Below are 8,401 nucleotides of genomic sequence, written 5' to 3' on the forward strand. Positions count from 1 at the left end.
AGAAGATGGAGTGGTTGGTGTGGCCGCCCAGGTTGAACGCGAGGTTCTTGGACAGGGCGCGGATCTGGTCGGGGTTGGTGCCTTCCTCGCGGGCCTTCTCCAGGGCGTCGAGGGCGGTGTTGGCGCCGGCGACGTAGGTGGCGTGGTGCTTGTCGTGGTGCAGCTGCATGATCTCGGCGGAGATGTGCGGCTCGAGGGCGTCGTAGTCGTAGGGGAGGTCGGGAAGCTCGTACACGGCCATGGATGGTGCTCCTTACTCGTCGTTGTGGTGACCATCGGTGACGGTCTGCCGACGAGGCTAATACCTCAAGCGCACTTGAGGTCAAGGGGGATGCGGAGCTGGCCTGTGGTGCGTCACGAGAGTCGACGCGCGCCTTGACCCGTCTCACCCAGGGCATCCTGAGGATTGAGCAGTGCACAGGCCTTCAATGACAGACAGCCGCATCCGATGCAGCTGGTGAGTTCACTCTCGAGGCGTTCGATACCGCGCCGACGCTCCTCAAGCTCCCGCTTCCAGCGTCGGGACGCCACCTGCCACTCCTTGTGGGTCGGAGCCCGGTCGAGTGGCACGGTGCTGAAAGCGTCCTGCACACTCTTCAGCGGAATGCCGAGATTCTTCGCGACACTGATCAGGGAGATCCGCCGTAGCATGTGCCGTGCGTAGAGACGGTGGTTGCCGGATGTGCGAACCGAAGCGATGAGTCCCAGATCCTCGTAGTACCGCAGTGCGGAGACTGCGGCGCCGGTCCGTCGGCTGGTCTCGCCGATACTCAGCAGTTCATTGGCGTCTGACGTATCGGGGCTGTCGGGGGAGGAACGGATGCAAGGGGATACCTGCCTCTCGGTGCGAGCGCGGACACAACCTCATGAATACTTGAGGTTTCGTCTTCTGCCGCATAGTACGCGCTCACTTCAGGGCACCGCTCCCATTCAGTTGGTACTATCCCCGAATGACATGGTTGCTGATCTTCGCCGCCCTTGTGGTCCTGCTTGTCAGCGGGGCCGTAATTCCGCGCCGCACCGAGTACCGGGGAGAGGCTGGCGCACCAGGGTTTCCGTGGTTCTGGATCGTCTTCCCGCTGACGGCACTGGCCGTCGCTCTGGCATTCGCGTCCTGGCTTCCCGGCAGTCCGTCGGACGGATTCGACTTCGGGTGGGGAATGCCAGCGCGGTACGTCTCGGTGGAGGGAGCCTTCGACGAAGGAGGTTTCCTCTCCGACGATGCTGCGTCTCACCTCATCATGAGTCCGTGGGCGAGGGTCGGGTATCCGTTGTCTGCGGTCATCGGCGCGGCGTTGAGTGCGTGGGGTTGGCGGAAGCGACGCATATGAGCTGGGTGTTCCTTGTTTCCGTTCTGGCAGTCGCCGTGACCGGGGCCGTCATGCTGCCACGGCGCAGACGGCGGGAGTCTCACGGTTTCCCGTGGTTCTGGGTGGTGTTCCCGGCGGCCGTATTCGGTGTGATGTCGACGCTCGGCATGGTTCTGGCGGGACTGAGGACGAAGATCTACCCGACGTACGATGATCCGGTCGGGTTGTCGATGCCCTATCCCGCGGCGGGAGGATTTCCCGGCCTGGAGTTCCTTCCGGACGGACAGTTCCAGCGGATATTCGGACCATTGCCCTATGAGGTCTATCTGTGGTTCTTTCCGGTGGCCGGCATTGCCTGCACCGTGGCCTCCGTGATCGCATGGCGGAAAGGCCGGATCTAACGCCGAGTATCATTCGGTGATCAGATAGTATCCCGGAATGACATGGTTGCTGATTTTCGCTGCGCTTGTCGTCTTACTCGTCGCAGGTGCTGTTCTTCCACGCCGCGCCGAGTACCGGGTAAGGGGCGGCACACCAGGGTTTCCGTGGTTCTGGATCGTCTTCCCGCTGACGGCACTGGCCGTCGCTCTGGCATTCGCGTCCTGGCTTCCCGGCGTCCTGTCTAGTGGGGCGTACTCCGGTTGGACGATGTACGCCCCGCTGGCGGACGCCGATGAAAACCCGACGTCGACCTTCTTCTCCGATTCTGCGGCGTTGTACCTGCTCGGTGGCTGGTGGGCACGTGTCGGGTATCCGGTACTGGCGATCGTCGGTATCGGCCTGAGCACCTGGGCGTGGCGGAGGAACCGAGTATGACATGGACCCTTCTCGCTTCTGCTTTACTGACCGTGTTGGTCGGAGCTGTCGTTCTGCCGCGACGTGCAGGACATGAACGCGTTGGCTTTCCCTGGTTCTGGGTGACGTTCCCGGTGTCCGTGTTTGCATGGGTCTGCACTATTGGTGTCTTTCTCTCTCGCTACGCCCACGTGATGACATCCGAGACAGACAGAGTGGGCCTGTCACTGCCTTATCCGGAGTTTGGTCAGACAGTCCAGTTCCTGTCCAATGAGCAGTCCCGGCAGATGTATGGTCCGATAGAACCCACTGCCTACCTGTTCTTCTTTCCGGTCCTCGGAGTGGTCTGCACGCTGGTCTCTGTGATCGCCTGGCGGAAAGGCCGGATGTAGGTCAGCCCTCAGCTGTCCTCCGTTCCCGGCGAAGCAGCAGTGTCAGGGGGACGATGTACAGGGCCGCGACAAAGGTCCCCACCGCTACCGGGCCACCGGCACCCAGGGAGGTTGCGAGTGCCTTACCGGCGATCCAGGATCCGACGGCGGTACCGACGTTGAAGGCAGCTGTCGCCATGGCGGATGCCAGCGTCGGGGCCCGGTCTGCGTAACGGACGGCCATCCCGATCAGCACGGGGTTGGTGGACATCCCGAACAGGCCCAGGAGGACCACCAGGACAACGGTGACGACAGCGTTCTGCGAGAACAGCAGCAGGCCGACGAGCACCAGGAACGTCGCGGTCGCCGAGGAGAACAGCAGCGCGAAGGGCCGGCGTGCTCCGATGCTGCCACCGGTGTTCGACCCGATGAACGCTCCGATGCCATAACCGACGAGGACGAGCGGGACGGTAGAGGCCGGCAGCCCGCTGTGGTCGGTCAACAACGGGGAAATGAAGCTGTACACGGCGAGGGAGGAACCGCAGACGGCGGCACAGCCGGCGAGGACGAGCCAGACACGACCGTCCAGGAGGCTGCGGACCTCTGCCCGCAGGGACGGAGTCGGCCGGTCCGCCGGATCATCCGGAACCTGTCGGAAGATGACCAGTGCCGCGCCGAGTGCGAGCAGTGCAAGGATCCAGAAGGGCCCCCGCCAGCCGATCGTCTGGCCGGCGAATGCTCCCAACGGAACACCGACGACATTGGCGAGCATGCCTCCTCCGAGCACAATTCCCAGGGCCTTCGACGCCAGATCGCGTCCGGCGGCCCGGGCGCCGACCACGGCGGCGACCGCCCAGAAGGCACCTGTGGCCAGTGCGGTGAGGAACCGGGCGGCAAGAATCACCGGGAGCAGGGACGACAGCGCCACAATGACATGCCCCACGGCGAACACCACAAGTGCCAGCGTCAGCGTCACCCGGCGGGGTAGCCGCAGCGTCAGCACTGCCATGGCAGGCGTCCCGACGATCATGCCCACCGCGAAGACGGTGATCAGCAGGCCTGCGTCGGATACAGGCACAGCCACATCATCCGCGATCTCCGGCAGGATTCCGGCGACGATGAACTCCGTGGTGCCCATGAGGAAGACGCCCGCAGCGAGGACGTAGGTGATGAACGGCAGCCGGGCCCTGCTGCTGCGCTGTGCTGTGCCCGCAGCACTACCTCCGGAATCCGTCACGGCGTCAGCATGACCTTGACTGCACGGCGCTCAGCCATTGCGGCGTACCCCTCGGCGGCACGGTCCAGGGGAAGTGTCAGATCAAAGACCTTGCCGGGGTCGATCTGCCCGTCCCAGATCCTCCGGATCAGCTCCGGCAGGTAACGACGCACCGGGGCCGGCCCGCCGTGCAGGTGGACCTCGGAGAAGAAGATCTCGTCCATCGGCAGTGTCACACCCCCGTGGGCGACACCGACGAAACCGATGTGCCCACCCGCGCGGCAGGAGCGGACAGCCTGCATCAGGGATTCCCGGGTACCGACCGCCTCGATCACACTGTGTGCGCCCAGGCCTCCCGTGAGTTCCCTGACACGCTCGACTCCGGCGTCGCCACGCTCTTCGACGATGTCGGTCGCACCGAAGTCACGGGCGAGTGCCTGCCGGTCGGCATGCCGGGACATCGCGATGATTCGTTCGGCTCCCATCTCCCTGGCGGCGAGGACGCCCATGAGCCCGACGGCACCGTCGCCGACCACGGCGGCGGTCTTGCCGGGGCCGACCCCGGCGGCGTCCGCCGCGAACCAGCCCGTCCCGAGGACGTCGGACGCCGCCAACAGTGACGGCACGAGATCGTCCTCCGGCTCGCCGGGCGTCGCCACGAGCGTTCCGTCGGCGAACGGGATCCGGGCTTTCTGTGCCTGCGTACCGATACCGGCATGGACGAATTCGGCGTGGATGCATTTCGACGGGTACCCGGACCGGCAGATCTCGCACTCACCGCAGGAGATCACGAATGACCCGACGACGTGGTCGCCGGGTTTCACGGTGCGGACTGCACGACCGGTGTCCTCGACCACACCGACGTACTCGTGTCCCATGTGGAGGTGGTCGGCGGGCTCGACACCGCGGTAGGGCCACAGGTCGGAGCCGCAGATGCAGGTGGCGGTGATCCGGATGACGGCATCCGTGGGCTCGATGACCTGCGGGTCTTCGCGGTCGCCGACACGGATCTGTCCTGGGGCGTCCATGATGACTGCACGCATGGGGCGTCCTTTCCTGACGAGGGATGATGGATTACATCCGTTATTGTCGCCCCGGGTCCGTCCCGCGGGGAGTCCCTCCTGAGGGAGGTACCGGCGGTACCTCCCTCGCCGCCATGCCCCGTTCTATCGTGGGTGTATGGACAACAGGGCCGATGTCAGGGAGTTTCTCACCACCAGGCGCGCCAAGATCAGTCCCGGCGATGTCGGCTTGCCGGACGGCACCAACCGCCGCGTACCGGGCCTGCGCCGCAGTGAGGTGGCGGCACTGGCGGGCGTAAGTGTGGAGTACTACACCAAACTGGAGCGCGGCGCTGTCGCCGGGGCGTCTCCCGAGGTCCTGGACAACCTGGCCCGGGCACTCCGCCTGGACGACGCCGAGCGCGCGCACCTGTTCGACCTCGCCCACGCGGCCAGCCCCGTGGCACGTCCACCGAGGAAACGGAACGGGGCAACCTGGGCTCCGTCCCCGGGACTGCAGTGGGCGCTGGAGGCGGTCACCGCCGGACCGGCCTTCGTCCGCAACGGCAGAATGGACCTGTTGGCGACGAACACGCTGGCCAGGGCGTTCTACACGGAACTCTACGATATGCCGGGGCGTCCTCCCGGCCCGCCGAACATCGCCAGACACGCATTCCTCGATGAGCGCGCCCTGAACTTCTACCCGGACTGGGACGGGTTCGCAGACATCACGGTGGCGATCCTGCGTACCGAAGCAGCCCGTGACCCCCACAACAAGTCCCTGCATGACCTCGTCGGTGAACTGTGCACCCGCAGTGATGAATTCCGGACCAGATGGGGAGCGCACAACGTGCGGCACCACGGCAGCGGATTCAAGACCTTCAACCATCCGGAGGTCGGAGAGATGACCCTGGCCTACGAAGGCATGCAGATGGAGGAGGAGCGCGGCCTGACCTGGACGATCTATGCGGCAGAACCAGGGTCGCCGTCAGAGGACGCGATGAAGGTGCTGGCCTCGTGGGCTGCCACCGGGCCGAGCGTCACCCCGCACGGCGACGTGACGGGCGGCACATCGCACCAGGGGGCGCCTACCCTGGGCCGTGCACACCGTAACCAAGCCACTGAGGAGTGACCTACGTGTTCACAGGCGTACTGATCGAAAACGACGACGGCGACTACCGCGCAACGCTCCAGGAGCTGGACGAACAGCAGCTTCCTGACGGTGACGTGACCGTGCGCGTCAGCCACTCCGGGATGAACTACAAGGATGCCCTGGCCATCACGGGCAGCGGCACAATCGTCCGCAATTTCCCCATGGTCCCCGGCATTGACCTTGCAGGGGAGGTGGAGCACAGCGACAACCCCGACTACCAGGTCGGGGACAAGGTCGTCCTCAACGGCTGGGGTGTCGGGGAGAAGCACTGGGGAGGTATGGCGCAGAAGGCGCGGGTGAACGGCGACTGGCTGGTACCTCTGCCCGACAACTTCACCCCGGCCCAGGCCATGTCGATCGGCACCGCCGGATACACGGCGATGCTCTGCGTCCTGGCACTGGAACGCCACGGTGTGACACCCGGCCAGGGGGAGATCGCCGTCACCGGAGCGTCCGGCGGAGTCGGCAGCGTGGCCGTCGCCCTGCTCGGCAAGCTCGGATATACCGTGGTCGCGATCACCGGTCGACCAGAGGAAAACCGGTACCTGGAGGACCTCGGGGCCACCGAGATCCTCGACCGGTCCGGGTTCTCTGACGCCGGGAAACCGCTGCAGAAGGCGAGGTGGGCCGGTGCCGTCGATGTGGCGGGCAGTCACACGCTGGCGAACGTCCTGGCGGGGACGAAGTACCGCGGTGTCGTGACCGCCTGCGGGCTGGCCGCGGGCATGGACCTGCCTGCCTCGGTCGCACCGTTCATCCTGCGTGGCGTCACACTCGCCGGGATCGACAGCGTGATGTGCCCCCGCGAGGACCGTCTGGAGGCGTGGCGTCGTCTCGGTGAGGACCTCGACCCGGCCAAGCTCGACATGATCACGGCCGAGATCGGTCTGGACGAGGCCGTCCCCACCGCACAGAAGCTCCTCGACGGCAATGTGCGCGGACGCGTCGTCGTCGACGTCAACCGGTTCTGACCCCTGAGCTGATCTCGCCAGAGTTGATCTCATCGAGAGGGACACGTGCCCGGTCGTGGAAGAGCAGCAACATCGGGATGCCGGCTAGCAGAATGATGGCGACCGCGTACCAGGCAGGTGCATAGGGAGACCCGGTCACGTTCATCAACCAGGTGGCCACGAAGGGGGACAGGCCGCCGAAGAGGACGGTCGCGGTGTTGTAGCCGATCGCCATGCCGGAGAACCTGCCCACGGCAGTGAACTGTTCCGGAACGGCAGATGCCGCGACTGCGCTCCATCCGGCGGCGGGCACCGCCAGCAAGGCCCCGCCGAGCAGAGCGGTGGACCCCGTCCCGCCGCCGAGCAACATGTAGGCGGGGATCGTCGTCGCCAGAATGACGATCCCGAGCAGGATGAAGACCGGACGCCGACCGAAGCGGTCAGAGGCCACGCCGGCAAACGGGGTGACCACGATGGCGACGACGGCGGCCACGGTGCCGAGCCACAGGGACGTCGAACTGTCGATCGATGCCGCGGTCTCCAGGTACGTCGGAACATTGGTGATGTTCAGGAAGTACGCCGCCGACCCCACGGACGAGACCAGGAAAGCGACCAGGACGGCACGTGGGTGCGAGCGCAGCACCGTGACCAGAGGGGACCGTTCGGTATTCTCCGCGGTGTCCTTGACCTCGGTGAAGGTCTCGGTTTCATCCATCAACCGGCGCAGTGGCACCATTGCCGCGGCGAGAAGGGCGCCGACCAGGAAGAGTATCCGCCAGCCCCATGCGTCGAGGTCCTCGGGGCTGAGGTACCTGGCCATCAGGTACCCACCGCCGACCGCCAACAGGGAACCGACCTCGGAGTTCGCAGCCGCCCAGCTGGCGGCCAGCCCCCGGCGTCCGTCGCGTGCGGATTCCACCAGGTACACCATGATGCCGGTGTACTCCGCGCCTACGGCAAAGCCCGCCAGACAGCGCAACACCAGCACACCGACGCCGCCCCAGATGCCGATGGTGTCGAAGCCCGGCATCACAGCGATGCCCAGCAGTGCCACCGCCATCAATGACGCGGACACGATGAGGGAGGACTTGCGTCCGATCCGGTCACCCAGGTGGCCGAACACCATCGCACCCAGCGGGCGGAAGATGAATCCTGCGGCACCGAGCGCCAGGGTCAACAGCAGTGATCCGTCGTCACCGTTGAAGAACGTGTTGGCGAGGCTCGCCGAGACGTAGAAGAAGATGGAGAAGTCGTACCACTCGACGATGGTCCCGAAGGCGGCGACGAACATCGACTGGCGGCGTCGGGAGGTAGGCACGGGGAAAGGCCTTCCGGTCGGAGAGGACGTGGACAGCAGGGGGATCTGGCAGCGCGTCGTGCCGACACTACGCTTAAGTGCTCTATGTGTGTCGGGCCTGTGGCGGTGGCCGGCTCTTCATACCTGGGTATGAGACAGCGGGGTGTCGTACGGTCCATGGAGATCAGTCTGTGGGTCGATGTGTGCGGTGGTGGTGGGGGAGAAGACTGGTAGTCATGATCACAGTTGAGAGTTTGTCGAAGAGGTACGGGCGGTTTCAGGCCGTCGAGGATGTGTCGTTCAGGGTT

Annotated in this window: 11 protein-coding genes; 6 read left to right on the top strand and 5 right to left on the bottom strand. The window is 65.4% G+C overall.

Annotated features, from left to right (window positions below; all coding sequences use genetic code 11):
* Positions 1–241 (bottom strand): superoxide dismutase (locus tag BJF89_RS09670; RefSeq protein ID WP_369803697.1); only part of this gene is annotated, 241 nt, incomplete at its 3' end.
* Positions 242–354: 113 nt separating this feature from the next.
* On the bottom strand, positions 355–822 hold the full coding sequence (gene soxR / locus BJF89_RS09675) for a redox-sensitive transcriptional activator SoxR (RefSeq protein WP_075814415.1): 468 nt from the start codon (positions 820–822) through the stop codon (positions 355–357).
* 128 nt (positions 823–950) lie between these two features.
* On the opposite strand from soxR, the gene BJF89_RS09680 reads away from it, so the two are divergent.
* The 4 genes from BJF89_RS09680 to BJF89_RS09695 are packed head-to-tail and all read left to right on the top strand — an operon-like array spanning position 951 to position 2,497.
* On the top strand, positions 951–1,331 hold the full coding sequence (locus BJF89_RS09680) for a hypothetical protein (protein WP_139311968.1): 381 nt from the start codon (positions 951–953) through the stop codon (positions 1,329–1,331).
* The gene (locus BJF89_RS09685; RefSeq protein WP_075814419.1) at positions 1,328–1,711 is read left to right on the top strand and encodes a hypothetical protein; all 384 of its coding nucleotides are present in this window, start codon (positions 1,328–1,330) and stop codon (positions 1,709–1,711) included. Before BJF89_RS09680 ends, BJF89_RS09685 begins: the two co-directional genes overlap by 4 nt.
* A gap of 37 nt (positions 1,712–1,748) precedes the next feature.
* Positions 1,749–2,126, top strand: coding sequence for a hypothetical protein (locus tag BJF89_RS09690; protein ID WP_075814421.1), 378 nt, complete (start codon positions 1,749–1,751; stop codon positions 2,124–2,126).
* Entirely contained in the window at positions 2,123–2,497 is a 375-nt protein-coding gene (locus BJF89_RS09695) for a hypothetical protein (protein ID WP_139311969.1), read from the top strand. The genes BJF89_RS09690 and BJF89_RS09695 overlap by 4 nt, the downstream gene beginning before the upstream one ends.
* A gap of 1 nt (position 2,498) precedes the next feature.
* Here BJF89_RS09695 and BJF89_RS09700 read toward each other — a convergent pair whose 3' ends face one another.
* Together BJF89_RS09700 and BJF89_RS09705 are read right to left on the bottom strand one after the other, a co-directional pair.
* On the bottom strand, positions 2,499–3,713 hold the full coding sequence (locus BJF89_RS09700; RefSeq protein ID WP_075814425.1) for an MFS transporter: 1,215 nt from the start codon (positions 3,711–3,713) through the stop codon (positions 2,499–2,501).
* Positions 3,710–4,735 (bottom strand): zinc-dependent alcohol dehydrogenase family protein, encoded by a 1,026-nt coding sequence (locus tag BJF89_RS09705; RefSeq protein ID WP_075814427.1) that lies wholly within the window; start codon positions 4,733–4,735, stop codon positions 3,710–3,712. Before BJF89_RS09705 ends, BJF89_RS09700 begins: the two co-directional genes overlap by 4 nt.
* 136 nt (positions 4,736–4,871) lie before the next feature.
* Here BJF89_RS09705 and BJF89_RS09710 point away from each other — a divergent pair, with 136 nt between their 5' ends.
* Together BJF89_RS09710 and BJF89_RS09715 are read left to right on the top strand one after the other, a co-directional pair.
* Positions 4,872–5,825: a helix-turn-helix transcriptional regulator gene (locus tag BJF89_RS09710; RefSeq protein WP_083650634.1), complete on the top strand. Its 954-nt coding sequence runs from the start codon at positions 4,872–4,874 to the stop codon at positions 5,823–5,825.
* 5 nt (positions 5,826–5,830) lie between these two features.
* The gene (locus tag BJF89_RS09715) at positions 5,831–6,817 is read left to right on the top strand and encodes an MDR family oxidoreductase (RefSeq protein WP_075814431.1); all 987 of its coding nucleotides are present in this window, start codon (positions 5,831–5,833) and stop codon (positions 6,815–6,817) included.
* Here BJF89_RS09715 and BJF89_RS09720 read toward each other — a convergent pair.
* Positions 6,804–8,114 carry an MFS transporter gene (locus BJF89_RS09720; protein ID WP_255372581.1) on the bottom strand — a complete coding sequence of 437 codons (1,311 nt, stop codon included), beginning with the start codon at positions 8,112–8,114 and terminating at the stop codon, positions 6,804–6,806. The two genes, BJF89_RS09715 and BJF89_RS09720, sit on opposite strands and share 14 nt — an antisense overlap.
* Between the last annotated feature and the right edge of the window lie 287 nt (positions 8,115–8,401).

The sequence above is a fragment of the Corynebacterium sp. CNJ-954 genome (genome assembly GCF_001942345.1).
In the GTDB taxonomy this organism is placed as follows: domain Bacteria; phylum Actinomycetota; class Actinomycetes; order Mycobacteriales; family Mycobacteriaceae; genus Corynebacterium.